Source organism: Pseudogemmobacter sp. TB195, assembly GCF_058313095.1.
This window is the reverse complement of the sequence record NZ_JBZEGG010000001.1, coordinates 73,018-96,787: the sequence shown is the minus strand read 5'-3', so window position 1 is coordinate 96,787 and position 23,770 is coordinate 73,018. Positions and strand designations below refer to the sequence as shown.

Here is a 23,770-nt window from a genome sequence, read left to right as displayed (position 1 = left end):
CCACATACCGGAGCAACTGATGACCCTGACCTCTCTTCGCGGTGCATTTCTGGCGCTGGCCGCCAGTACGGCGCTGACCGGTGTAGCTCTCGCCGAGGACGCAAAGCCGCTGGCCGGCAAGACAATCGGCATCACCACGATCCGGGCCGACAATCAGGCCGACCGGCTGTTCTACCAAAGCGCTGTGGCCGAGGTCGAGGCGTTGGGCGGCACCGTGATCGGGCTGGATGCGCAGTCCAATGACCAGACCCAGATCGCCCATATCCAGACGCTGATCGCGCAAAAACCCGATGCCGTGATCGAGATCCTCGGAAATCTCGAGGTGCTGGAGCCCTGGCTTGCGAAAGTCACCGAGGCCGGCATCCCGCTTTTCACCATCGACACCACATCGAAAGCGGCGGTGAATGTGGTGGCCTCGGACAATTACGGGCTGGGCTCGGCGCTGGCGCTGCAACTGGTGAATGACATCGGCGCCAAGGGGAATGTCCTGGTGTTCAACGGCTTCTACTCGGTGCCGCCCTGCCGCATCCGTTATGATCAGTTCCGCTATGTTCTCAAGGACTTCCCCGAGATCAATGTGATCGAGCCTGAGCTGCGCGACGTGATCCCGAATACCGCGCAGCGTGCGTTTTCGGATGTGTCCGATATGCTGACCAAATACCCCAATGACGGTGATATCAGCGCGATCTGGTCGTGCTGGGATGTGCCGCTGATCGGTGCCACCCAGGCGATCGACGCCGCGGGCCGCGCGGGCATCTATACTTATGGCGTCGATGGCAGCCCGGATTTCCTTGACCAGGTCGCCGACCCTGAAAGCGCCGGCGGCGCTGTGGTGGTGCAGCAGCTGGTCGAGATGGGAAAGGTCTCGGCCCGCAATGTCGCGGCCTATCTGAACGGGGAAACCGTGTCGCCGGTGACCTTCGTGCCCGGCATCATCGTCACCAAGAAAAACGCCGCCGAAGTCATCCCGACCCTGCCTTCGACCGACTGAAGGGTCGTATCATGACCACAGCACCAGACCCGCGCCTGCCGACTGTCGAGCTTCGCGGCATCGTGAAAACCTACGGTGCCTCGCAGGCCCTGCGCGGCGCGGATCTGGTGCTGCACCCGGCGCAGATCCACGGCCTTGTCGGCCAGAACGGCGCCGGGAAATCGACGATCATCCGCATTCTTGCAGGTATCGAACAGGCTGATGCGGGCGAGGTGCGGGTGTTTGGACAGCCCGTCCGGCATCCCAGTCCGGAGGAGATGGAGCGGCGCGGCATCCATTTCATCCACCAGGACAGGCTTTTGGTGCCAACCGCCACCGTGGCCGAGGCCATCGCTCTGGGACAGGAGCCGAAATTCGGACCCTTCTACAATGCGCGCCGGGCCAGGCGGCAGGCCGAGGATCTGATCCGGCGTCATTTCGGCCTTGCAATCCCCGGCAACCGGCTGATCCGCGACCTTTCGGCGGCGGAACAGAAGATCGTCCAGATCAGCCGCGCTCTGGCCTCTGATGCGCGGGTTCTGGTGCTGGACGAGCCGACCGCCGCCCTGGTACGCCGCGAAGTCGAGAGCCTTTTCAGCACCTTGCGCAGCCTTCGCGCGCGGGGGCTGAGCATCCTTTTCATCTCGCATTACATGGATGAGATCGCCGAGATCTGCGACCATGTCACCGTCTTCCGCGATGGCCGCCATGTCGCCTCGCATCCGGTTGCTGCGACCTCGATCCCTGAAATCGTCACCGAAATGGTCAATCGCGAGGTGGGCGAGCTTTACCCGCGCCGCAGCCATCCGACCGGCAAGGTCGTTCTGAAGGTGGATGGCCTTGGCCGCGATGGCGTTTTCTCGGATGTCAGTTTCGACCTGCGCCAGGGCGAGGTGCTGGGGATTTCCGGCCTGCTCGGATCGGGCGCGAAAGAGATCCTCGCGACGCTTTTTGGCCTCTCCCCCGCCGATCATGGCCGGGTCGAGCTGGAGGGCCGCCCCTATGCGCCCGGTTCTGTCCGCGCCGCTGTCCGGCAGGGCGTGGTGCTGGTTCCCGAAGATCGGCGCCGCCAGGGGGTCTCGGTCTCGCATTCGATCCGCGAGAATATCACCCTCGGCAATCTCGGGCTTCTGAGCCGTCTGGGCCTTGTCAACCGCCGCGCTGAACAGGGCCTTGCCGCGAAGGGCATTCAGTATCTGTCGATCCGCACCACCGGGCCTGCGCAAAAGATCGCGGCGCTGTCGGGGGGCAATCAGCAAAAGGTCGTGCTGTCGAAATGGCTGTCTGCCAAAGCGCGGGTCTTTCTGCTGGATGAGCCGACCGTGGCCGTCGATGTCGGCGCCAAGGTCGAGATCTACAATGTGCTGAACCGGCTCGCGGCTGAAGGGGCGGCGGTGATCGTGCTGTCTTCCGACCTTCTCGAACTCGCGGGGCTCTGTGATCGCGCGCTGATCATCCATCGTGGTCGGGTGGCCGGCCGTTTCCAGGGCGAGACCCTGACGCCCGAGCGCCTGCTGGCCGCGGCCAATGGCACCAGCGCGCGCAACCCGATTTCCGAAGGAGCTGCAGGATGACCCTGGCGCAGACCGAAATTCTTCCTGGCGCGGCGGGGAGGAGCTGGCTGAAATCCAGGGCCGGATCGCTTGCCGCCGGAGACCTCACGCGGCTGGTGGCGCTGGCCACGGTGGCGCTGGTCCTTGCGGCTTTCGCCCTGACGACACGCGGCTTTTTCACCGGCTGGAACATCCTGAACGTGGTCGAGCAAGCCGCGATCCCGGGGGTTCTCGCGCTTGCGATGGCGCTGGTGATCCTGACCGGCGGCTCCGATGTGCAGACCGGCGGCATCGACCTGTCTCTGGCGGCGAATATGGGCCTTTCGGCTGCGGTTTTCGCGGTCGCACTTCGTGCCGGGTGGAGCGAGCCTGCCGCGCTTGCCGTCACGCTGGGCACTGGTACCCTGGTCGGCGTGGTGAACGGGCTGGCGGTGGTGCGGCTTGGGATTCTGCCGCTGCTGGCCACGCTTGCCATGAGCAATATCGTCGGCGGGCTGGAGCTGGTGCTGACGGAAAACACCGTGATCCCGGCTGCGTCTGCGATCCTGAGCCTGCTTTCGGGCGGAAGTTTCCTTGGCCTTTCCAGCCTGACCTGGGTGCTGATCGTCGTGAGCCTTGTGGCGGCACTGATCCTCCATGCCAGCCCGATCGGCCTGCGGCTTTACGCGACCGGCGGCCACCCGGAGGCCGCGCGCGCCGCCGGGGTTCCTGTCGCGCGCCTGCGGCTGGGCAGTTACGCGGTTGCGGGCTTTACCGCCGCTTTCGCCGCGATCCTCAGCGTTTCGCGGCTTTCGGCCTCTTCGACCGGCACCGGCGAGATGCTGCTGTCGATCCTTGCCGCGGCACTTTTGGGCACGGTGTTTTCACGACGCGGAGTGCCCACAGTTGCGGGCACCCTGATCGCGGTTCTGTTCATCGGATTCCTGTCGAACGGATTCCAGCTGAAAGGCCTGTCGAGCAACTGGGTCTCGGGCGTCCAGGGCGCGCTTATCCTCGCGGTGGTGGCGGCCACGGCCCTGAACCGCCGAAAGGGAGCCTGAACCATGAGTATCGCGCTGCCCCGCGCCGGGCTGATCGGCGAAAGACTGGCCGGCTCGGCGCTGCTGATCGCCTTTGCCTTCCTGTTTATGTTCTTCGCGCTCTCCGCCCCTGCCTTCCTGACTGCCGGTAACCTGCGAAATATCCTCGTCAATAACGTGGCCATCCTCGGCATCGTCGCCATCGGCATGACATTCGTCGTGAAATCCGGTGGCATCGATCTTTCGACCGGGGTGGCTGTGGACGCGGCAAGCTTTGGCTTTGCCTTTGCGCTTTCAGCCGCAGTCGCGGCCCCTTTTGCGATCAGTCTCGGCCTGGCGGCTGCTGTGCTGGTCGGCATTGCGAATGTGCTCCTGATCGCGAAGCTGCGGCTGAACCCGTTTCTTGCAACCCTTGCGCTGTTGTTCATCGGCCAGTCGGCGCAGCGGCTGCTGACCGGCGGCGGCAGCCCGATCTATCTGGGCAACAGGTCTTACGCCGAAACTCTGGGGGCGATTGGCCGCTCGGATGTGCTGGGCATTCCGACCCCTGTGCTCGTTCTGGTGCTGGTGGCGGCCGGGGCCTGGGTCATCCTGCATCGCGGGCGGCTGGGGCGTGAGATCTCTGCCATCGGGGCCGCACCCGATGCCGCGCATTATTCCGGGATCAGCACGGCTTTCGTACTGGCCCGGGTCTGGCTGATCGCCGCGCTGCTGAGCGGAGTAGCCGGTATCCTCCTGACCGCGACGGTGCGATCCTACATCCCGATATCGGGAAATGGCTATCTGCTCGACGCCATCGGCGCGGCCTTTATCGGCACCACCTTGCGAAGGGACGGCCGGCCTTCGGTTCATGGCACGCTGATCGGGGTCTTGCTTCTGGGCATGGTCCGTAATGGCCTTTTGCTGATCGGGTGGAATTTTTACTGGCAACAGGTCGGCATCGGCGCGCTTGTCTTCGCGGTGCTGGCGCTGAGCTATGGCTTGCGGCGAGAGGGGCTGCACAGATGAAGGCCGAGGTGAAAACCACCCGCGCGCTCGGGGAGGAGGCGCATTATGCCGCGCTGCGGCGCCGCTTTCAGCTGGTTTCTGACTGTATCTCTGAGGGGGCTGTCGCGCGCGAGAGACCGCAGCCGCATCCTGCCGCATGAGTCTGCCTCCCGGCCCGGCATCAGCCAAATGCGCGACTCTGTAAAGACGCCCAGCCCATGACATCAATGTCATAGCTCGCGCCCACGGCCGAATGCCTTGAGATTACATCTTTGATCCGGGCGGCGGTGCCATATCTGAACCCGACCTTGGCCCTGATATCGCGGCCGATCACGAGGTGGCGCCGGAGCTCCCCGGTCGGGCCGTCGCCTGGAATGACAGGCTCAGCGTGGTGCCGCTTTCGGCGCGCGCGGGGGCCACCGGCCAGGGGGCAAGGTCGGGCAGCAGATCGCGGATCCCGCCGAAAATCAGATGATCGCTGCCGCATATGTGGGCGGTTGGGACGTGGGAAACCGGCAGAACCGCGCTCCACACCGCCTGTTCGCCGCCGATATTGCGAGATTGCTGCTGATTTTTGAACAGGGCGGTCGGGGCACGCCGAAAGGTCGCCTTCGGAGTTCAGCTCTGAAAGCAGAATGCGCCGAGCCCGCTCCCCCGACCGCAGCTTCGTGTAACTGGCCCGGACGCCGTTGTGGAGCAGGCGCGACGGGTAACTCCCGGTCGCGAAACGCAGCTTCCGCCGATCAGGACCAGGTGACCGACGCCATCAATGATCCGGTGGCGCGCGCATTCCGTCGGCGTGCAGGTGCCGTTGTCACTGGTGGTGTTTTGCCAACAGACCCCGGCAAGGCGCGTAAGGCGCGGCGACAGCGCAATCTGGTTATGCGGCAGGACAGTCTCGCGAAATGGTGGTGGGAAAGGCGGCGGACATGAGACGAACCTTGGCCTGAAGTGCCGGTCCCGCCAGCCGCATCCCGGCGAGCGCGCCTTGACTGACATTTGTGCGGGTACAGGCACGGACCCGGGCCTGCATGCTGGGAGTGTGAAGCCTTATCCTCCGGTCCGCGAGCATGAGGCTGCCGGCGGCGAAACAGGTCCCCACGACATAGATGTAGGGGCGGGCACAGGTCTTACGGTCGGAACAAAGTGCCGTCCCCGCGGATTCCGACGAGAGGTGCGCCCGGACGGTTTGCACGCGGTGCTCAGGCGCCAAGACGCGGTCCATCATGATGGTTTTAGATCCCGATCAGCGCATGTCTTTGGTGGCCTCCATACGGCGCTTCAGATGGCCTCCGTCTGCCTCCGCCCGCGTAAATCTCCACGAAAAATGCAATCGCGGGCGGCGCCTTCAGGCTGTGTGATGCAGCGCCCGGGCGCGATAATCTGATCGCTGCGACCAGCGCAGCGATCAACCCGATCCCGCGCGGCGATGTCCCGGACAGGTAACGCGCAGAGATCGCCAGTCATCCGCTGCCCGCAATCATGCATGAGATCATCGTGATCGCTGATATGCCGGCGCCTGGCAAGATCGGCCGCGACTGCGCCCGGTCAACCGGTGATCAGCGCGAAGAGATGCGCCGGCGCATGGGCTGCCTGCATCCGCGCCAGCGCCTCTTCGCCCTCGGCCAGCCGGTTCAGCGCCCTGAGGCACATCAGATATTCGAAATCCATCCAGTAGGCGTAGATGTCGAACCAGAGAAACAGCCGCGTCCGCGCTGGCAGCGGGATCTTCAGCCCTTCGCGCGCGAGGATCAGCGCCATCTCCGGGCGCGCTTCGGCCCGGAGCAACTGCACCAGATGGAACAGGCATTCGGCGCGGTCGGAACAGACCTCATGCCCTTTCATAAAGGCCTGGATCGCGCCTTCTGTATCGCCCGTCTTGCGCAGTTCGATCCCAAGCCCCATCCAGGACAGGTAAAGCTCATCCTTCCAGCCGCCGAGGTCGATGCGGCGGCGATACCAGTGGATCGCTTCATGCGAGGCGCCGGCATCGCGCCAGGAATTGGCACAATAAAACGCGTAGCGTGGCAGCAGGTCGCGGTCGGCGTCAGGCAGCGTCGCCACCGCTTTCGCCAGCATCGCGGCATCGCGCAGGAAGGTGACCGGATCGCGCGAGCGCGCCCCCGCTGACCGGCTGATCACCGCGTAATCGCCTGGCAGATGCACGACCTTTTCCGGCCCGCTGATGGGCGCACGGTCAGGCGCGCCCTGGAAATACAGCCCCTCATGCACCACGCCGCGCCAGCGGTAACGGCCATCATTGCGCAAGATCAGCTTGGTCGGATAGGTGATCGCCCCGCGCTTCATGTTCAGCGTCAGCGAGTCACAATCCTGCGGCATCCCGGGCAGCGTGCCTTCAAACCCGTCATCGGCGTCGAAAATCAACGCGAATTCGGCGCGGCCCTCTGCATCCTTCAGCGCATATTGCCGGTTGGCGCCGAAATTCTCCCAGTCGCGGAAGGCCAGCAGCCCGGGAATGCCGCGCGTCTCGAAGAAATCGCGGATGATCTGCGGCGTCGCATCGCGTGAGCCGGTATCATGGATCACCCAGGTCGAGATTTCGATATGGTCGAGGATATTTGCCAGCGTTTCCGCAATGATCGGCGCCTCGTCGCGCACGATCATATTGAGACAGAGATCCATCCTCACCCCCATAACACCTGCGCTTTCTATAGCGCGGAACGGCTGCGGGGCGAAGGGGGCTCAGGTGGCGCGAGCCTTATGGGCGGCTATCTCGGTGCGGATGCGGGCGCGCTTGTACGCGTCGAAAATCGCCATGGCCCAGACGAAGAACCCGCCGGCATAGCGGCCGACGAAAGAGATTTCCGGCCCGGCGGTGATCAGGGTGAAACCGCCCAGCAGGAAGATGAAGAACAGAAATATCAGCCCGCGCAGCGGCTCGCCGTTCCAGACCTGGCCGGAGCCCGGCAGCACAATGGCAGACCCCAGCACAAGATAGGGGTTCGGGGGCGTTTTCATGCGGATTTCCTTGCGTCTTTGTCAGCGACCCCGGCAAGGATATCGGCGCGCAGATCGGCCAGCGCCTCGAGAAGGGGCGCGAGGGTTTCTGGCTCCAGCGCATCGCGGCCCATCTCGGCCTCGCGGAAAATCAGGTAGCGGCCGCGTTCGGCCTCATCGGCGAAAAAGGTCAGGCGCAGCCCCTCGGGGGCGATGATCAGCTCTTTGATGCGGGGGTCTTGCAGCAGATGCTGATGGCGCTGAAGAAGGGCGGCCTCGGCGGGAGAAAGCGGGGTCTCGCTGCGCAGGCTGGCGTCAAAGGGAAAATCCTGCGGCAGGATGGTCTGATGCGGCAGGGTGTCAAAGGTCGAGAAAGGCTCGACCCCGCGCGGGCGGACCATGAGATCGATCCGCTGCGACACGGGCAGCGCGCCGGGCTGCGTAACCAAAAGCCAGAGCACCGGCAGTTTCCGCCAGGTCAGCGTGTCGGGGATCAGTTGCAGATCGGTCAGCTGGCCGCCGATCTGGCCCGAGATGCGGGCGAAACCCGTGGGCATCACCGCGCGTCTGAGGCCGGTCATATGCGGAGCAATCAGGTCGAAATATCCCTCGCGCGCGGTGCGGCGGGCGCGGGTCGCGCGCGAAAGACGGAGGGCCAGAATGACCAGCCCCCCGCCGAGAATAAGGGCGAGAATGCCCGCTTCCATTTCAGTAACCACGCGGTTTCGGCCAGGGCATGGTGAACTGCGCGCCCCGGTTGACGAAGCGGTAGCGCCAGAAGTGGAACCACAGCGAGACGACGATATAGAAGGCAATCATCGCCACAAGCTGAGTGCCATAACCGAGGAACACCGCGAAGAAGGTGGTGCCACACAGCGCAAGCAGTACGAAAGCCGGCACCGGATGGAACGGATGCTCATAGCCGCGCTTAATCGAATCGAGCGGCCATTTGCGGCGAAACAGGATGATGTTCAGCGGCATGAAGGTATAGCCGAGCAATCCTGAAAGGATCGAGAAGGTGATCACCTGATCGATCGGTGCACCAAGGGCGAAGATCAGCGCGATCGGCACCAGGAAGATGATCGCGCGATACGGGGTGCGATAGCGCGGATGCACCGCCCCGAACCAGCCGGGCAGATAGCGGTCGCGCCCCATCGCGAACCAGGCGCGGCTCGCGTCATTGATACAGCCATTGGCCGAGGCCAGCGTCGCGAACAGCGTGCCGATCCCCAACAGCACCATCAGGAAGGTCGATCCCGACAGCCGCGCGGCGTCAAACAGCGGCACCCCGGCCTGGCCAAGATATTCCCAGGGCATCAGGCCAGAGCAGACATACCAGGTCAGCGTGGCCGCAATCGCCAGGGTCATCACCCCGGCAAGCGTGCCGAAGGGCAACGACCGCGCCGGTGAACGCACTTCTTCAGCGGCCTGGGTGGTGCCCTCGATCCCAAGGTAATACCAAAGCCCGAAATGCATCGCCGCCAGGATGCCAAGCCAGCCATAGGGCAGGGAGGCGGGGCCGCTCATCAGTTCCGCATGTTGCAACGGGCTGGTGGTAAAGATGCCCGAAGTCGCGAGGAACAGGATGATCACTGCCGAGAAGGCGATGGCGGTGATGACGAGGTTGAAGGTCAGCGTTGCCAGCACGCCGCGATAGTTCAGCCAGGCGAGGAACATGATCGCCAGAATGATGAACGGCCGCTGATCCAGCACGCCGGAATGGCCCGACATCGTGGCCACCGTATCGACGAGGAAGCCCACCGTGATCGCATTCGCCGCCTCAAGCATCGTATAGGCGAAGACGAGATAAAGCCCCACATTGAAGGCCATCAGCGGGCCGACGATATGCTTGGCCTGGGTATATTGGCCGCCCGCAGCCGCGACCGTCGAGGTGACCTCGGAATCGATCATCGCAACGCAGCTGTAGAGGATGCCCGCGAACCAGCAGGCGATCAGCGCCGCATAGGCACCGCCCTTTCCGACCGCGAAATTCCAGCCCATATATTCGCCGACCAGCACGATGCCGACCCCGAGCGCCCAGACATGGGCGGGGCCAAGAACGCGGGCAAGGCCGACATGTTCGGTTTGTTGTTCCTGTGCCATTCCCTCACCCCCGATGATGCTGTTCTTCGGTGAGCGCTTCCAGCTCGCCTTCGCGCGACGAAGTCAGAAACTCTTCACTGTATTGGCTGTCGGTCTTGATCCAGTCGATCACGATGAACACGCCAAACAGCGCCGATGCGGCCCAGGCCGCATATTCAAGATAGTTCCAGAGATCCATGTGCTGCCCTTACTCGCCGAATTTTTCAGCGATAACATCGCAGTATTCTTTTTCAGAAAACCGCAGCAGAATTGCGTAATAGCCCACGATGACCACGATCATCACGATCAGCGACGAGATCGAGAAGGAATAGTCGAAGCGCGCGGTGATCAGCTCGGCGGCGGCGGCCGGGTCGCTGAAGCCAAGCTTCTCCCATTGGCCGACCATGGCCGGGTTCTGGCCAAGTGCTTCCCAGGTGGGGTTCTCGACGGTGACGGGTTCCTTTGAAGAGCCGGCCATGCCCATCCACAAGGGGATGTAGAGCGCGCCGATGGCCATGATCAGAAGGACGATCACGTCAATGATCTGGCCGATCTTGCTTTGCACGGGGGCGGTATATTTAGCCATGTTTCCGCCTCCGCTTCGCGTCGCGGGCTTCATCAAGGAACTGGATATCCAGCCCATACATGAAGTCGCGGTCTTCGCGGTAATGGCGCAGCATCGCGAGAATTGCTGCGGTGTTGAACAGGAGCACAACGGCGCCGCCGGTCAGCAGCACCGCACGCGTCGTGCCCGAAGGCGCGAGCGACCAGGTGCCAATGGCGACAAAGATGATCGCAAACCACAAGCCCAGAACGAAGGCCCATGCCACGGCGACATCGCGCCGGTGCATGGTCTCGATCCGTTTCGTCAGATCTGACACTTTGCATCCCTCCCTGAGGCCCTGATGATGGATATTTCCGCGCCGGGCCCTGGCGTTTGTTTTCTGTGTTTGAAAACTTTTTCCCCACAGTGAGCGCGTGCTGCGACATTCTGTCAAGTTTCTTGTGCAGGGAATTAAGGCTTTCTGCGCAGAAAACAGGCAGAATAAGAACACTGAAATCGACGTCTGATATGGCGGGATAATTCCGGAGAGCGGGCGCGATAATGTCGAATATCTCTGTTGTTTCCGTCAGATATGTCTTCGCCGCAGCGCCGCATTTCTGTGGCGCGAAACCCCGGTTCCTGCGCAATGCGACCCGGGGTTTGTGGATGACGATGACGGGTTCTCTGATCTGATCCACGATCCGGCGACTGGTCAGATTTCGGATCCGGTTCAATTCCGCTCTGGTTTGTTCCACGAAAGGATGAGACCGGATGAATCCGCCGCAGAGCCGGGACACGAGACCTCTCCGGGGTATCAGCCGCCTGCGGCTGAGGGCGGATGCTGGTCCTGGTGAGATGGCAATGCTCAGGCCTGTTCCACTATTACACGGTTCCGGCCCCCGGCTTTGGCGCGGTAGAGCAACTGATCCGCCAATGCCAGCGAATCGCGGGATTGCGCCAGCGCAACCGCAGGGACCACAACGCCGCCCCCGCTGACCGTCAGCCAGTCCGAGGTCTCTGAGCGTTCATGGGGGATCCTGGCATCTGCAACGCTCTGGCGGAAGCTGTTCATCACCTCCTCCAGGTCAGAGCAGCCCGGGAGCAGCAAGACAAACTCTTCGCCACCGTATCGGGCCGCCAGCTCACCGGCGCGCCGGGCGAACCTGGTCAGAGTGACCGCCACAGTGCGCAAGGCCTGATCCCCGGCGCCATGGCCGTAGTGATCATTATATTGCTTGAAATGGTCGACATCGAACAGGGCGATGCCGAAAACATCACTGCTTCGCGTGGTCTGGCGAGCCACGCGATCCATGGTTGCGTCAAAGCAACGCCGATTGGCGATGCCGGTCAGGCCATCCAGCGAGGCGAGCGCCTCCATCTCGTTGCGTTGACGGGCCAGTCGCAGATGCGTCATGACCCTGGCGCGAACAATGGCCGGGCGAATGGGCTTATGCACGAAATCGGCGGCGCCCAGCAGCAGCCCGCGCTCTTCATCCGTGGCATCTGACCTGCCGGTGATGAAGATCACCGGAAGATTGCTGGTATGTTCCGCTGCGCGAATGGCGCGCAACACATCATAGCCGTCCATCCCGGGCATAGAGACATCCAGCAAGACGAGGTTCACCGCCTCACGCGTCAGGATCTCGAGCCCTGATGGTCCGTCCCGGGCCATCAGCACCCGGAAATCTGGCTGCAACAGCTCTGCCAGCGCGACGCGGTTCAGCCGGTCGTCATCGACGACCAGAACCGTCGCGGGCTGAGAACCTGCCGGGGCGGTCGACGCTTTCATGCATCTGTCCTCCGCATCGTGGTGGCGAGTGCATCGCTGACCCCGCGCAGTGTGACGATCGCCGGTCCCAGCTCCAGATCCTCGAATTGTTCCAGCCCGAACCTTACCTGCTTTCGCAGATGTGTATCCGTCAGCCCCTCGGCCAGGGCATGCAGATTGGCACGTGCCGCAAAGTCACCGGCCGCGACCAGCGGCAGGGTGATTTCCAGCTGTTCCCAGGCCTCCTGGGCCGACAGACCTGCCGCACCCGCTTGCACCGGCTCAGCCTGCATCTCTGCGGCCAGCTGACGCAGCCCGGCCACGCATTCCGCCATCAACTGCCGGAAATGTTCCGAAACAGCCTGAACGCCGCCGATATCGCCCTGACGTGCGGCCGTCTCGACCGTGCCCGACATAGCGAAGAGGCTCTCTGCCTCGACATAGCCGACCACCCCCTTCACCCGATGGGAGAATTCCGCGATCCTGGTGATATCCGTCTCGACATTCATCTCTGCGAACCGTTCAGCCATATCTCCGAAGTCACGCAGAAAGCCGTTGATAAATCGCAAAAGCCGGTCACGCGAGCCGCCGAAACGACGCAGGAGTTTAGACAAATCGGCGCGGTATTCGGGTAGAGCGGGCGCAGGCGCAGCAGAGGGGTGGGAGCCCGGCGAGGGAGCCGATTCTTCCCCCGCATCCGTCGCGGTGATCAGATCACAAAGCATGCGGAACAGGGCCTGTTCATCAAGCGGTTTGGTGAGATGCGCGCTCATGCCGGCTGCGATACTTTCACGCTCGTCCTCGACCCTGGCCTGGGCCGTCAATGCGACAACCGGAAGGTTTGACCATTCCGGGCTGCGGCGGATCTCGCGGATCGCTTCAAGCCCGTTCATCACCGGCATATGCACATCCATCAGGACCGCGTCAAACCGGTGCTCTTTCATCCTCGCGATGGCTTCGCTCCCGTTTTCCGCCGTCGTGACCACCACCCCGACGAGGTCGAGGAATTCTCCAACGACCTCGCGGTTCAGGGCATTGTCATCGACGACGAGGATCTTGCGTCCCCCGAGAATCCGTTTCAGATCAGTGTTCTCCGTTATCTTTGGTTCCGGGGCGCGGTTGAAGCCATCGACCGGAGCGACCGACAGCACCTCCATGAACGTGTTGAGGATCATCGAACGCGTCACCGGCTTGAGCAGCACGCCCTGCAGGCCGATCCGGGTCGCCTCTGCCATCACGAGTTGGTGGCCATAGGCCGTCACCATCAGCACGGCGGGCATGTTCACCAGCTGCGCGTCGCTGCGGATGGCGCGGGCCAGTTCCAGCCCGTCCATCCCTGGCATACGCCAGTCTGAAAGCACGATATCGAAGGGCTCGTCTCCGGTCTGAGTGCGGTGCAGCAAACGCAATGCCGCCTCACCACTGTCGACCGCGACCGAATCCATGCCGAAACTGTCAACGATCTCAGAAAGCGCCACCCGCGCAGTTTCGTTATCATCGACGATCAGCACGCGCCTTGTGCCGAGGCTTGCGGAAATCTGCATCAGAGACCCGGGGACAATCTCGGGTGCGGCAGGTTCTAGTTCGACCGTAAAGCAGAAGGTGCTGCCATGGCCCGGCCGGCTTTCCACCCAGATCGTACCGCCCATCAGTTCGACGATGCGCCGGCTGATCGCAAGACCAAGCCCGGTGCCGCCGAATTTGCGGGCGGTATCGCTGTCCCCCTGGGAGAAGGGGCGAAAGAGCCCGCCGATCTGATCCTGACTGAGGCCGATCCCGGTATCTCTGACGGTGAAGAACAACTGATGCACCCCCGCAGGCGCCTCGGGAAGCGCGCAGATCGAGACGACCACATCGCCGTCAGAGGTGAATTTCACCGCATTGCTGACGAGGTTGGTAAGAACCTGGGCCAGCCGCAGGGAATCGCCGCGCCAGTATTGCGCCGTGCCGGGGGCCACCACGAAAGTGAACTCCAGCGCCTTTTCCTCGGCCTTGAGTGCGGTGACTGATGCTACCGATTCCAGCACGGATTCCAGCCGGAACACCGATTTTTCCAACATCATGCCACCTGCCTCGATCTTGGAAAAGTCGAGGATATCATTGATTATTCCCATCAGGACATTGGCGGAATCATTGATCTTGCCAAGATAGGCGCGCTGTTTGGGATCAAGCTGCGTCTGCAGTGCGAGCCGGGTCATCCCGATCACCGAATTCATCGGCGTGCGGATCTCATGGCTCATGGTGGCGAGGAAATCGCTCTTGGCATGTTCGGCGGCCTCGGCGTCTTCCTTGGCCCGGCGCAGCGCTTCTGCGGCCTTATGGGCCGGGGTGACGTCGAGGATGATCCCGTCCCAGATCCGCCCCGCCTCGGAAGCGCGCGGCGCCGAGCGGACCTGGATCCAGATGACCTCGCCATCAGGGCGAATCAGGCGGAATTCGCATTCGAAATTCGTGCCCGAAGCGGTCGCGAGACGCGAGGTTTCAAGATAGCGGGCGCGGTCCTCGGGATGTACGGCTTCGATAAAGAGCGAGGGGTCCCGGATCAGCGCATCGTGAGGGATGCCGATCAGCGCATCGATACCGGCGCTGACATAGGAGAAGCGCATTTCCTTACGCGTTACCGTCCCGCCTGTCAGGCCAAGCTCGGGGGTCAGGAAATCGAGCCGGTAGATTGCCCCATTGGGCAGGCTGTCGGCGATGGCGGTCATCTGGGCGCGGGACGCCTCGCGCTCGCTGACATCCTGGACGGTGCCGCTGAGACCAGAGATGGCACCGGCCTCGTCGTGCAGCACGCCGCCGCGGATCTCGGCCGCGAAAGTGCCGCCACCGGATGTGTAATGCTGCACATCCACGGTATAGGACTCGCCGGTTTCAAGGCAGCGGGCAATGGCATCGCTTACCCGGTTGAAATCCGCTTCGGGCATCATCCGTTTCAGATCTTCCACCGTGACCAGGTCTTTGGTGGACCGGCCGTTCATTTCGGCCATCATTTCCGAAAAGCGGAATCTGCCGCTGGCAAGATCCAGCGTCCAGGAGCCGATCCTTGCAAGTCGCTCCGCCCGCTCCATCGCGTCGAGATTGGCGCGCGAGGCTGCCTCTGCGGCGCGGCTTTCTGCAAGCCGCCCGCGCATTTTACGGTCTGCCAGTTCAAGGCTGCGCCGCAGCGTTTCGAATTCACGGATACGGGCAGGTGGGATGCTGACAGAGGCCTCATCCGAGGCACCGCCGACGCGCGCGATCTTATCGGATCGCTGCGCAAGATCGTGGATCGGCTGCAGCAGGCCACGCACCAGCACCAGTGCCAACAGCAGTGCCACTGCGATCGTTCCCACCGACATAAGGATCATCGAGCGGATCGGGTGTTCCCAGCGGGCATCGAATGTGACCAGCGGCTCGCCGACCACGGCAACCCATCCCGGGGTATTCGGGATCTTCTGGAACGAGAACATGATGGCGCGACCCTCCATCGTGGTCGCCCGGAAGCTGCCGCTTTCGGCGCCCATGGCCGTCAGCTGTTCCCAGTCGGGCACTTTGCGCCCCAGCATACGGTCGCCATCGACCGAGCGCGCCAGCAGCCGCCCGGTGCCATCGGTGATCGCCAGCACGGCATTGCTCTCTCCCATGCTGTCATCAGTCAACGAGTGGAGCAGGCTGGACGGGTGGTCGGTGACCGCGACAACATGGATCAGCTGCCCGCCATCCGCCATCGCGCCTTCGGGAGCGGCTTCAGGATAAGCGATTGCCACCCGGGGCTGGTCGTCGTCAAACCGTGGAGGCAGCAGGTTTGAGACCTGCATTCTGCCGCTCTCGGCGGCCTGCAATACCAGTCGGGCGACCTCGGCTTCGCTGAACTCTGGTGCGATGATCTTGCCGGTGGCATCACGCCGCAGGGTGAAAAGCTTATAGGTGCCCTCTTCTTCGCGGTTGGGCAGGATCGAGACGCCCGGCGCTACCTCGTTGCCGTTCTGGCCCTGTCCGCTGCGGATCGCATGCAGCAGCCGCCCGGTGACGCTGATCTCGCTTTCAGTCGTGCGCGCGAGAATATGCGCGGTTTCCAGCAGCCGTTGCTCTGACAGGGTCCGGAAGGATTGCCCGACATTCAGCAAGGCCATTGCAACGACGCCCAGGGTCGGCAGGAGCACGACCAACAGGATTGCGATGATCGACATTCTGAGTGTCGGTTGGGTGATCCAGCCTGGCAGACGAACTCTCATGTTATCGGGATCCGGTAACCAAAGTAGGTGACTGTATCTTCTTTATGATACAACCCTTTCTGATAAGTGAAGCATTTAATACAACCAGAAATAGATGATCTGCCCGTTTTCGCGGGGGCAGGGGCGGTGTTTCTGTGCGATCGCTACGGGTCAGCGCTTCAGGCCGGCCGAAATCACGCAGAGAAGTTCGAAGAGAATTGTTGCACCGGTCAGCGCTGTCAGCCCGCCGATATCGAAAGGCGGAGATACCTCGACCACATCCGCGCCCCTGATGTTCAGGCCGGCAAGGCCGCGCACCATGGTCTGGGCTTCGCGGGTGGTGAAGCCGCCGATTTCGGGCGTGCCGGTGCCGGGCGCCATCGAGGGGTCGATCCCGTCAATGTCAAAGGTGACATAGCAGGGCGTGTCGCCCAGGATGCGATGCACTTCATCCACCACACCTTGCGGGCCAAGCCGGTCGGCCTCTTCGATATAGATGATGCGGATGCCCTGGTCTTTCGCCCACTGATGTTCATCAGCGGCATAGACCGAGCCGCGAATGCCGATCTGCACGATCTTCTGCGGGTCGAGGATCCCCTCTTCGATGGCACGGCGGAAAGGGGTGCCATGGGTGTAGAGATTGTCGCCGAAATAGCGGTCATTGGTGTCGGAATGGGCATCGAACTGCACAAGGCCCAGCGGCCCTTCGCCCCGCGCCTTATGGATCGCACGCAGGACCGGCAGCGTCGTCAGATGGTCACCCCCGACCGACAGAGGCAGCGCCCCCGCCGCACAGATCGCTGCAATCCCCGCCTCGATCTGCGCGAGCGCCGCCATCAGGTCGATGGGCTGCACTTCGATATCGCCGACATCCGCCACCGAGACCAGCTCATAGGGGATCACGCCCGAGACATGATGGCCGCGCCGCATCAGGCTTGACTGGTTGCGGACCTCGCGCGGGCCATGGCGGGCGCCGGCGCGGTTGGTGGTGCCGCCATCCCAGGGGATGCCGACCAGCGCGATATCAAGGCCCTCGGGTGTGTCCGGGGTGGGCAACCGCATAAAGCTCGGCCGACCTGCGAAACGCGGCACCCGGGAGGCATCGACGGGTTCATGGAGGATGCGGGTCATGTGATAGGCTCCTTACAGCGCGCGCGTCATATAAAGCGAATTCGGGTCATGGCTGTAATCGCCAAAGGCCTCGCATTCGGTGAACCCGGCCTTTTCATAAAGCCGCCTTGCCGGGGTGAAAATCTCTTCGCGCCCGGTTTCCAGCGAGAGCCGCCCGTAGCCATCCCCCTGCGCCGCCGCGATCAGATGTGCCAGCATCTGTGACGACAGCCCACGCCCGCGCGCCTCGGAAAGCACATGCATGGATTTGATCTCGGCATGATCCGGCGTGATCCGTTTCAGCGCGCCCATCGCCAGGGGTGCCCCGGCCTCGCGCAGCACGAAAAACCGCGCATCTGCCGCCGCCAGCGCCGATTTATCCATCATATAGATGCTCTCGGGCGGGGTCTGAGCGTGCATATCAGCGGTATGGCGGTCAAACAGCAGCGCCAGATCGGGCGTGAGCGGGTGTTCTTCGGAAATGGTCGCGGTCATGGCGGATACCCCTTTGCACCGGGTAATGACTATCCAGGTCCAAGCGCGGGTCAAGAGCGCATGGCCGGGAGGGGGCAGAATGGAAAAGGCCCTCCGATATGCCGGAGGGCCTTTGTCGTTTCAGGCAGCGTCCGGTTCAGCCGGGCTGCCTATTCGGCGGGAACCTTATCCGCCAGCGCGGTCAGCGGATGCGCCAGATGCGGCAGCATCTCTTTCGGGCAGACCTGAAGGAAATTGCCGCGCTCGCTTTCCCATTCGGCAAGGATCCTTTCGGCCTTGCGCGAGCCGGTCTCGGCACGGTGACGTTCCACCAGCTCTTTCAGCTGGGCCTCCCAATGCGGGTGGCTAAGGCTGTTGGTCAGAAGCCCTTCCGGGTTGACCAGATCTGCAGCCCGGCCTTCGGGGTCGTAAATATAGGCCATGCCGCCGGTCATGCCCGCGCCGAAATTCGCGCCGACCGGCCCGAGGATCACCGCAACGCCGCCGGTCATATATTCGCAGCCATTCGAGCCGCAGCCCTCGATCACCACGCTTGCGCCCGAATTCCTGACCGCAAAGCGCTCGCCCGCGCGGCCCGAGGCAAAGAGGAAGCCGTCAGTGGCGCCGTAAAGCACGGTATTGCCGATGATGGTGTTGTCTTCGGCCTTAAGCGGCGAGGCCATTTGCGGCCGCACCACGATCACGCCACCCGACAGCCCCTTGCCGACATAGTCATTCGCGTCGCCCTGGACCTCGATCTTGATCCCGTTCACCGCGAAAGCGCCAAGGCTCTGGCCGGCATTGCCGGTCAGTTTCACCGTCAGATGGTCATGCTGCAGGCTGTTCTTCATTCCGAACTTGCGCACGATATGCGACGAGGCCCGGGTGCCAATGGTCCGCGAGGTGTTTCTGACCGCATAGGACAGCTGCATCTTTTCGCCATCTTCAAAGAAGCGGTGGCCATCCTTGATGATCTCGGCATCGAGCGTATCGGGCACTGCATTGCGCGGTTTCGAGCGGTCATAGGTGATCTTCTGGGTGCCATCGACCGTGATCAGAAGCGGGTTCAGGTCAAGGTCATCAAGGCTTGCGGCACCGCGCGAGACCTGGACCAGCAGATCCGGCCGCCCGATGATCTCATCCATCGAGCGCGCCCCGATCGAGGCGAGGATCTCCCGCACTTCCTGCGCGTAGAAGGTGATGAGGTTGACGACCTTATCGGCATTGCCGGTGAACTTGTCGCGCAAAGCCTTGTCTTGTGTGCAGACGCCGACCGGGCAGGTGTTCGACTGGCACTGGCGCACCATGATACAGCCCATCGCGATCAGTGCGGCGGTGCCGATGCCGAACTCTTCCGCGCCCATCATCGCCGCCATGACCACATCGCGCCCGGTCCGCAGGCCACCGTCGGTGCGAAGCGTCACCCGCTCGCGCAGGTTGTTCATGGAAAGCACCTGATGCGCCTCGGTCAGGCCCATCTCCCAGGGCAGGCCGGCATATTTGATCGAGGTGCCGGGTGAGGCCCCGGTGCCGCCGTTATGGCCGGACACGAGGATCACATCGGCTTTGGCCTTGGCGACACCGGCGGCAATCGTGCCGACGCCGGAGGCCGAGACCAGCTTCACCGTCACCTTGCAGCGCGGGTTGATCTGTTTCAGATCATAGATCAGCTGCGCCAGATCTTCGATCGAATAGATATCGTGATGCGGTGGCGGGCTGATCAGCGTCACGCCCTTGGTGGAATGCCTGAGCCGCGCGATCAGATCGGTGACCTTCATCCCCGGAAGCTGGCCACCCTCGCCGGGTTTCGCGCCCTGGGCGACCTTGATCTCCAGCTCTTCGCAGGCGTTCAGATATTCCGCCGTGACGCCAAAACGCCCGGAAGCCACCTGTTTGATCTTGGCACAGGGGTTGTCGCCATTCGGGAACGGGTGCTGATGCGCAGGGTCTTCGCCGCCCTCGCCGCTATCCGACTTGGCGCCGATCCGGTTCATCGCGATATTCAGCGTCATATGCGCCTCGGGCGACAGCGCGCCCAAAGACATGCCCGGGGTCACGAACCGTTTGCGGATCGAGGTGATGCTTTCCACCTCTTCAATCGGCACCGGTTTCCCCAGCGTCTTGATGTCCAAAAGGTCGCGCAGATGGATCGGCGGGTTCGACCGCATCGCGGCGGAATAGGTCTTCCACAGATCATAGCTTGCGCGGTCGCAGGCCGCTTGCAGCATATGCATGGTCTGGGCTTCCCAGCCATGTTTCTCGCCCGAGCGCCGCGCCTTGTAGAAGCCGCCAATTGGCAGCACATCCGCGCCGCCGAGCCAGCCACGGGCATGGACCTCTTCCAGCTTCTGCTCGACGCCGTGCAGACCGATCCCCGATATGCGGGAATGCATGCCGGGGAAATATTCGGCGACCATCGCGCGTGACAGGCCCACGGCTTCGAAGTTCAGTCCACCACGGTAAGACGAGATCACTGAGATCCCCATCTTTGCCATGATCTTCAAGAGCCCGGCGTCAATCGCATCGCGGTAGCGGCGCATCGCCTCGACAAGGCTGCCTTCCAGCAGGCCCCGGTCGATCCGGTCAGCGATGCTGTCCTGCGCAAGATAGGGGTTCACCGTGGTCGCACCACAGCCGATCAGCACCGCGAAATAATGCGGGTCGATACATTCCGCCGAGCGCACATTGATCGAGCAGAAGGTCCGCAAGCCTTTGCGCGTCAGCCAGCTGTGCACGGCTGACGTCGCGAGGATCATCGGCATGCCGACCTTCTCTACGCCCTGATGCTCATCGGTCAGGATCAGCTGGCCTGCGCCAGACCGCACCGCGTCTTCGGCCTCGGCCCGGATCCGTTCCAGCGCATTTTGCAGGTCGTTCAGGGTGGGGCCGACCGGGAAGGTGCAGTCGATAAAGGCGACATGCTCGCCGAACTGCTTCACCATCGCGTCGAATTCGGCATTGGCGACGAAGGGGCTTTCCAGCACCAGGATCTCGGTCTGGCTGGAGTTTTCATCCAGCACGTTGCGCAGGTTGCCGAAGCGGGTCTTCAGCGACATCACCCGGCCTTCGCGAAGGCTGTCGATGGGTGGGTTCGTCACCTGGCTGAAATTCTGGCGGAAGTAATGCGACAGCGGCCGGTAGATTTTCGACAGCACCGCCGGCGGCGTGTCATCGCCCATCGAGGCGATCATTTCCTTGCCGTCTTCCGCCATCGGCGCGAGCACCTGCTCCAGATCCTCGACCGAATAGCCGGCGGCGATCTGACGCTTGCGCAGTTCCGACCCGGCATAAAGCGCATGTTCCGGCAGCGCGTCGAGATCGGGCGACAGATGGGTGATCTTGCCGACCCATTCGCTATAGGGCTGGGCGGAAGCGAGTTTGTCCTTCATCTCGGTGTCGTGGTAGAGCTTGCCCTCGACCATATCGACCGCGATCATCTGGCCCGGCCCAAGCGCGCCTTTTTCGCGGATGGTCAGCTCATCCACCGGCACCATCCCGGCCTCGGACCCCGCGATCAGCAGCCCGTCGCCGGTGATGACATAGCGCATGGGCCTGAGCCCGTTGCGGTCGAGGCCACCACAGACCCAGCGGCCATCGGTCATGGCGAGCGCCGCCGGGCCATCCCAGGGCTCGATCACCGAATTGCAATAGGAATACATATCCGCCCAGGCCTGGGGCATGGTGTCGGTCTGTTTCGACCAGGCTTCCGGCACCAGCATGGTCTTGGCCATCGGCGCCGAACGGCCCGAGCGCACCATGACCTCGAACACCGCATCCAGCGCGCCGGAATCAGACGTGCCGCCCGGGATGATCGGCTTGATGTCTTCTGCCATCTCGCCGAAAGCGCTCGATGCCATGCGGATCTCGTGCGATTTCATCCAGTTGACATTGCCCTTCAGCGTGTTGATCTCGCCGTTATGGGCAAGCATCCGGAAGGGCTGCGCCAGCCACCATTGCGGGAAGGTGTTGGTCGAATAGCGCTGGTGGTAGATTGCGAAGGCCGAGACGAAACGCTCGTCCTGCAGATCCGGGTAGAAGACCGAGACCTGTTCGGCCAGCATCATGCCCTTATAGATCACCGACCGGCAGGACAGTGAACACAGATAGCAGCCGTAAATGCCCGAAGCGGTGACGGCTTTCTCGATCCGGCGGCGGATGATGTAGAGCTCGCGCTCGAACTGCTCGCGGTCGATTTCTTTTTCGCAACGGATCAGGATCTGTTCGATCTCGGGGCGGGTGGCATTGGCCTTTTCGCCCAGCACCGAGATATCGACCGGCACATGGCGCCAGCCATAGATATAGTGGCCCATGCGCAGGACTTCGGTTTCCACGATGGTCCGGCAGCGTTCCTGAGCGGCGAAATCGGTACGCGGCAGGAAGACCTGGCCAACCGCGATCCATTTCTGCGGATCGGGCTCATGGCCGGTGCGCCGCACGACATCATAGAAGAAATCAACCGGGATCTGCACATGGATCCCGGCGCCATCGCCGGTTTTCCCGTCAGCATCGACCGCGCCGCGGTGCCAGATCGCTTTCAGCGCGTCGATCCCCGCCTGCACGACCTTGCGCGAGGGCTTGCCCGAGACCGCTACGACGAGACCCACGCCGCAGGAGGAATGTTCATCCTCATCGCGGTAAAGGCTGTGCTCGCCCATGAAAGCACGTTTGGCTTCTTCGGCTTTCGCCCAGGCCTCATCATAGATCGTCATGGCTCACTCCTCTTGGGCTGGCGGCGGAAGCATCGCCATAAACTCTGCTTCCGTTATCTGTCTGGCCGGACCAGCAAAGGCGAAAGCCTGGGGCCGGTGATCGACATAGATTTCATTTGCAAGGGTCACGCCGGACAACTGGTCCATCAGACCCGCCGCCAGGTAATAATCCGCAGGGGCTCCGGGCGCGGTCAGCCGATACCAGAGCGAAGAGCCACATGTGCCGCAAAATGAGCGTTCGGCCCAGTCTGACGAGGCAAAGCTGCGCACCGCCTCCTGCCCTTCGATGCGGATATTGGCCTCGGGAACGTCGAGGGTGACCAGCGCCACCCCCGTCCAGCGTCTGCACATGCTGCAATGGCAGGCATTCACCTCATGCGGGGCATTCGAGACGGTGATCCGCACCGCACCGCACAGGCATTGTCCGCGCGTCTCAGTTGCCATAACGCGCCCTCCAGAGACGCTCCAGCGCCGGATCGGCAGGAGCCTCGGTCATCAGCGGATCGCAGTCATAAAGCGGGCGGGGGGAGGCAAAGCCGGGCTCCCCGGGGAAGATGAAGTCGATCGGGCTGCCGTCGATCGGCAGCCATTGGCCATCGCCCAGATCGCTCTGGCCGGGGCCGGAAAAGAACAGCCGCATCTCGCGCGAGATATATTCATTGCCGCGCGAGCGCCGGACCTGGGCGCCATCGGCATCAATCTCGGAGGCCTCGAATTCGGTCTCTTCCAGCACGACGCCATCAATGGTCACGCTGCGACCGGTCAGCCGGTCAAAGCCGGTTACAGTGGTGTCAAAGCCGGTATTGCGGGTCAGAGAGAATTCAAACGTGTCGATCCCGGTTGAAATCAGTTCCGAGAATGAGGCCGGATCGGCGGCGTTCGGCGCCAGCATCTGCACCGTTCCGGCACCTTCGCCTTCGCTGATACTCTCGACCCATTCGGTTTCTGAATTGATCCGCGACCGGAAGAAAAGCCCCTCCTGATCGAAATCGGCGCGCCACTGATCGCCTTTCTGATCGGCAGTGCAGGTATAGTAATTCGACACCCGGCAGCCCTTGGCCTGCACGGTCATAAAGATCTCGCAGCTTTCCGGAGCAGACCAGGTCCGCGCCCCGGCATAGCCCGCCAGCAGCGGCAGCAGCGCGGAAGACAGGGTGACGGTGAAAAAGCGGTTCATATCGGCGAGACCTCGTCATCAGGGAGCATTGCCCCCGACTGTACCTTGCTTCGGATGGTATCGGTATTCACTTCAAAGCCATCTGCGCCGGAGCGGACCAGCGCGAGGGTGCGCGGATGACGGACCTGCCTCGCGTCTTCACAGCCCATGCTGCACGGCACGCTCCGGGTCGTGAGGGAAGCCGCGTAAACAGGCCTGGCTGCGGACGGGGCAGGGGATACCGCCA

At 62.8% G+C, this 23,770-nt stretch carries 19 protein-coding genes; 5 read left to right on the top strand and 14 right to left on the bottom strand.

Annotation, left to right across the window (positions count from 1 at the left end):
• Positions 1 to 19 precede the first annotated feature (19 nt).
• The 5 genes from AC4FS3_RS00460 to AC4FS3_RS00440 are packed head-to-tail and all read left to right on the top strand — an operon-like array spanning position 20 to position 4,690.
• On the top strand, positions 20 to 991 hold the full coding sequence (locus tag AC4FS3_RS00460) for a sugar ABC transporter substrate-binding protein (protein ID WP_491018894.1): 972 nt from the start codon (positions 20 to 22) through the stop codon (positions 989 to 991).
• 11 nt (positions 992 to 1,002) lie between these two features.
• Positions 1,003 to 2,544, top strand: coding sequence for a sugar ABC transporter ATP-binding protein (locus AC4FS3_RS00455; RefSeq protein ID WP_491018893.1), 1,542 nt, complete (start codon positions 1,003 to 1,005; stop codon positions 2,542 to 2,544).
• Positions 2,541 to 3,563, top strand: coding sequence for an ABC transporter permease (locus AC4FS3_RS00450; protein WP_491018892.1), 1,023 nt, complete (start codon positions 2,541 to 2,543; stop codon positions 3,561 to 3,563). Before AC4FS3_RS00455 ends, AC4FS3_RS00450 begins: the two co-directional genes overlap by 4 nt.
• Positions 3,564 to 3,566: 3 nt before the next feature.
• The gene (locus AC4FS3_RS00445) at positions 3,567 to 4,550 is read left to right on the top strand and encodes an ABC transporter permease (protein ID WP_491018891.1); all 984 of its coding nucleotides are present in this window, start codon (positions 3,567 to 3,569) and stop codon (positions 4,548 to 4,550) included.
• Positions 4,547 to 4,690 (top strand): hypothetical protein, encoded by a 144-nt coding sequence (locus AC4FS3_RS00440; protein ID WP_491018890.1) that lies wholly within the window; start codon positions 4,547 to 4,549, stop codon positions 4,688 to 4,690. The genes AC4FS3_RS00445 and AC4FS3_RS00440 overlap by 4 nt, the downstream gene beginning before the upstream one ends.
• 1,387 nt (positions 4,691 to 6,077) lie before the next feature.
• Here AC4FS3_RS00440 and AC4FS3_RS00435 read toward each other — a convergent pair.
• The 14 genes from AC4FS3_RS00435 to AC4FS3_RS00370 all read right to left on the bottom strand — a co-directional run bounded on the left by AC4FS3_RS00435 (position 6,078) and on the right by AC4FS3_RS00370 (position 23,544).
• Positions 6,078 to 7,172, bottom strand: a complete 1,095-nt coding sequence (locus AC4FS3_RS00435) for a glycosyltransferase (RefSeq protein ID WP_491018889.1) — start codon at positions 7,170 to 7,172, stop codon at positions 6,078 to 6,080.
• 60 nt (positions 7,173 to 7,232) lie between these two features.
• Positions 7,233 to 7,508, bottom strand: coding sequence for a hypothetical protein (locus AC4FS3_RS00430; RefSeq protein ID WP_491018888.1), 276 nt, complete (start codon positions 7,506 to 7,508; stop codon positions 7,233 to 7,235).
• Positions 7,505 to 8,194 (bottom strand): hypothetical protein, encoded by a 690-nt coding sequence (locus AC4FS3_RS00425; protein WP_491018887.1) that lies wholly within the window; start codon positions 8,192 to 8,194, stop codon positions 7,505 to 7,507. The genes AC4FS3_RS00430 and AC4FS3_RS00425 overlap by 4 nt, the downstream gene beginning before the upstream one ends.
• A gap of 1 nt (position 8,195) precedes the next feature.
• Complete coding sequence (locus AC4FS3_RS00420) at positions 8,196 to 9,590, bottom strand: APC family permease (RefSeq protein ID WP_198837338.1); 1,395 nt, start codon at positions 9,588 to 9,590, stop codon at positions 8,196 to 8,198.
• Positions 9,591 to 9,594: 4 nt separating this feature from the next.
• On the bottom strand, positions 9,595 to 9,768 hold the full coding sequence (locus tag AC4FS3_RS00415) for a hypothetical protein (RefSeq protein WP_092900846.1): 174 nt from the start codon (positions 9,766 to 9,768) through the stop codon (positions 9,595 to 9,597).
• A 9-nt stretch (positions 9,769 to 9,777) separates the two neighbouring features.
• Positions 9,778 to 10,155, bottom strand: coding sequence for a hypothetical protein (locus tag AC4FS3_RS00410; protein WP_283176792.1), 378 nt, complete (start codon positions 10,153 to 10,155; stop codon positions 9,778 to 9,780).
• Complete coding sequence (locus AC4FS3_RS00405) at positions 10,148 to 10,450, bottom strand: hypothetical protein (protein ID WP_283176793.1); 303 nt, start codon at positions 10,448 to 10,450, stop codon at positions 10,148 to 10,150. Before AC4FS3_RS00405 ends, AC4FS3_RS00410 begins: the two co-directional genes overlap by 8 nt.
• A 528-nt stretch (positions 10,451 to 10,978) precedes the next feature.
• Entirely contained in the window at positions 10,979 to 11,902 is a 924-nt protein-coding gene (locus AC4FS3_RS00400; protein WP_491018886.1) for a GGDEF domain-containing protein, read from the bottom strand.
• A complete protein-coding gene (locus tag AC4FS3_RS00395; RefSeq protein WP_491018885.1) occupies positions 11,899 to 16,095 on the bottom strand; it encodes a response regulator in 4,197 nt (1,398 codons plus the stop codon). The genes AC4FS3_RS00400 and AC4FS3_RS00395 overlap by 4 nt, the downstream gene beginning before the upstream one ends.
• Positions 16,096 to 16,245: 150 nt before the next feature.
• Complete coding sequence (gene speB, locus AC4FS3_RS00390; protein ID WP_491018884.1) at positions 16,246 to 17,205, bottom strand: agmatinase; 960 nt, start codon at positions 17,203 to 17,205, stop codon at positions 16,246 to 16,248.
• A 12-nt stretch (positions 17,206 to 17,217) separates the two neighbouring features.
• Positions 17,218 to 17,679, bottom strand: a complete 462-nt coding sequence (locus AC4FS3_RS00385; protein ID WP_491018883.1) for a GNAT family N-acetyltransferase — start codon at positions 17,677 to 17,679, stop codon at positions 17,218 to 17,220.
• A 149-nt stretch (positions 17,680 to 17,828) separates the two neighbouring features.
• The gene (gltB, locus tag AC4FS3_RS00380; protein ID WP_491018882.1) at positions 17,829 to 22,367 is read right to left on the bottom strand and encodes a glutamate synthase large subunit; all 4,539 of its coding nucleotides are present in this window, start codon (positions 22,365 to 22,367) and stop codon (positions 17,829 to 17,831) included.
• Positions 22,368 to 22,370: 3 nt separating this feature from the next.
• On the bottom strand, positions 22,371 to 22,811 hold the full coding sequence (locus tag AC4FS3_RS00375) for a GFA family protein (RefSeq protein ID WP_491018881.1): 441 nt from the start codon (positions 22,809 to 22,811) through the stop codon (positions 22,371 to 22,373).
• Positions 22,801 to 23,544, bottom strand: coding sequence for a hypothetical protein (locus AC4FS3_RS00370; protein WP_491018880.1), 744 nt, complete (start codon positions 23,542 to 23,544; stop codon positions 22,801 to 22,803). Before AC4FS3_RS00370 ends, AC4FS3_RS00375 begins: the two co-directional genes overlap by 11 nt.
• Positions 23,545 to 23,770: the final 226 nt, after the last annotated feature.

Coding starts and splice junctions, on each gene's coding strand:
- AC4FS3_RS00460 (WP_491018894.1), top strand. CDS start 20: ATGACCCTGACCTCTCTTCGCGGTGCATTTCTGGCGCTGGCCGCCAGT.
- AC4FS3_RS00415 (WP_092900846.1), bottom strand. CDS start 9,768: ATGGATCTCTGGAACTATCTTGAATATGCGGCCTGGGCCGCATCGGCG.
- speB (WP_491018884.1), bottom strand. CDS start 17,205: ATGACCCGCATCCTCCATGAACCCGTCGATGCCTCCCGGGTGCCGCGT.
- AC4FS3_RS00440 (WP_491018890.1), top strand. CDS start 4,547: ATGAAGGCCGAGGTGAAAACCACCCGCGCGCTCGGGGAGGAGGCGCAT.
- AC4FS3_RS00425 (WP_491018887.1), bottom strand. CDS start 8,194: ATGGAAGCGGGCATTCTCGCCCTTATTCTCGGCGGGGGGCTGGTCATT.
- AC4FS3_RS00450 (WP_491018892.1), top strand. CDS start 2,541: ATGACCCTGGCGCAGACCGAAATTCTTCCTGGCGCGGCGGGGAGGAGC.
- AC4FS3_RS00445 (WP_491018891.1), top strand. CDS start 3,567: ATGAGTATCGCGCTGCCCCGCGCCGGGCTGATCGGCGAAAGACTGGCC.
- AC4FS3_RS00400 (WP_491018886.1), bottom strand. CDS start 11,902: ATGAAAGCGTCGACCGCCCCGGCAGGTTCTCAGCCCGCGACGGTTCTG.
- AC4FS3_RS00385 (WP_491018883.1), bottom strand. CDS start 17,679: ATGACCGCGACCATTTCCGAAGAACACCCGCTCACGCCCGATCTGGCG.
- AC4FS3_RS00395 (WP_491018885.1), bottom strand. CDS start 16,095: ATGAGAGTTCGTCTGCCAGGCTGGATCACCCAACCGACACTCAGAATG.
- AC4FS3_RS00370 (WP_491018880.1), bottom strand. CDS start 23,544: ATGAACCGCTTTTTCACCGTCACCCTGTCTTCCGCGCTGCTGCCGCTG.
- AC4FS3_RS00375 (WP_491018881.1), bottom strand. CDS start 22,811: ATGGCAACTGAGACGCGCGGACAATGCCTGTGCGGTGCGGTGCGGATC.
- AC4FS3_RS00420 (WP_198837338.1), bottom strand. CDS start 9,590: ATGGCACAGGAACAACAAACCGAACATGTCGGCCTTGCCCGCGTTCTT.
- gltB (WP_491018882.1), bottom strand. CDS start 22,367: ATGACGATCTATGATGAGGCCTGGGCGAAAGCCGAAGAAGCCAAACGT.
- AC4FS3_RS00410 (WP_283176792.1), bottom strand. CDS start 10,155: ATGGCTAAATATACCGCCCCCGTGCAAAGCAAGATCGGCCAGATCATT.
- AC4FS3_RS00435 (WP_491018889.1), bottom strand. CDS start 7,172: ATGGATCTCTGTCTCAATATGATCGTGCGCGACGAGGCGCCGATCATT.
- AC4FS3_RS00430 (WP_491018888.1), bottom strand. CDS start 7,508: ATGAAAACGCCCCCGAACCCCTATCTTGTGCTGGGGTCTGCCATTGTG.
- AC4FS3_RS00455 (WP_491018893.1), top strand. CDS start 1,003: ATGACCACAGCACCAGACCCGCGCCTGCCGACTGTCGAGCTTCGCGGC.